The organism is Ureibacillus massiliensis 4400831 = CIP 108448 = CCUG 49529 (assembly GCF_000772965.1).
GTDB lineage: Bacteria > Bacillota > Bacilli > Bacillales_A > Planococcaceae > Ureibacillus > Ureibacillus massiliensis.
In genome coordinates, this window is record NZ_JPVQ01000123.1 from 1 (window position 1) to 854 (window position 854).

Here is an 854-nt window from a genome sequence, read left to right on the forward strand (position 1 = left end):
CTTTTTAGCCCCCTTAAATATTTAGACACGAAAATAGTTTTTCTTTAAACTAAATTCAAAGTTTATCTCTTATAGGGAGGTGAAAACCTATGTCTAAAAAAATTGATGTAATAGAAGATGTAAAAAAGAAATATGTCCGTATGGCTTTAGAAACGGGTAAAATTTCTACCACTGCAAGGAAAGCTGGTATTTCAAGATCTACTTTCTATAAATGGATCGATCAGTATAAAGATGAGATCCAAGATTCTATGGATCAAGAAGGAATAGTATCCTTATCAGATGATCCAACAAAAGAAGAACTAATGGCTAAATACGAACAAGCAATGAAATTATTAGGTGAAAAAGAGCTTGAAGTAGCCATGTTAAAAAACATCTTAAAAAAAAACGAATATCAGTAATAAGGCTATTAGATGAAGCAAGGCTCTGGGTTGAAGAAGGTTTTTCTATAAAACATACTATGAATGCTTTAGAGTTATCCCGTTCATTGTTTTACTACCATGAAAACAAAGATAATAAAGCAAAAGAGTCAACCAAAAGAGGTCGCCCATCACCCGGATTTTCTGTTAACGAAAAAGGTCATATAATTCCAGATGAACAAATAGAAGAGTTCTTAATGGAAGCTGTGGAGTCCGAACAAGGAGTATACGGATACCGAAAGTTAACAGAACATTTACGTAAAGAGCACAAATTGATCATTAACCCTAAAAAAGTCTATCGACTTTGCGATAAATTAGATATTCTTTTACCTAAGAGAAATAACGTGTCACCGTATCCAAGAAACCTAGCAAAGCAACACGTTATTACAGCTCCAAACCAACTATGGCAATTGGATGTCAAATATGGCTCGATTGAGG

2 protein-coding genes are annotated in these 854 nt (G+C 33.7%); both read left to right on the forward strand.

Annotated elements, in window-relative coordinates; genetic code table 11:
• Positions 1-89 precede the first annotated feature (89 nt).
• Positions 90-398, forward strand: coding sequence for a helix-turn-helix domain-containing protein (locus tag CD30_RS20240; protein WP_036180855.1), 309 nt, complete (start codon positions 90-92; stop codon positions 396-398).
• Positions 399-484: 86 nt separating this feature from the next.
• The coding region (locus tag CD30_RS19210) for an IS3 family transposase (RefSeq protein WP_170215885.1) at positions 485-854 on the forward strand (370 nt) is incomplete at its 3' end.

What these genes read in the sequence shown, in the direction of transcription:
- CD30_RS20240 (WP_036180855.1), top strand. Translation starts at nt 90, where the DNA reads ATGTCTAAAAAAATTGATGTAATAGAAGATGTAAAAAAGAAATATGTC.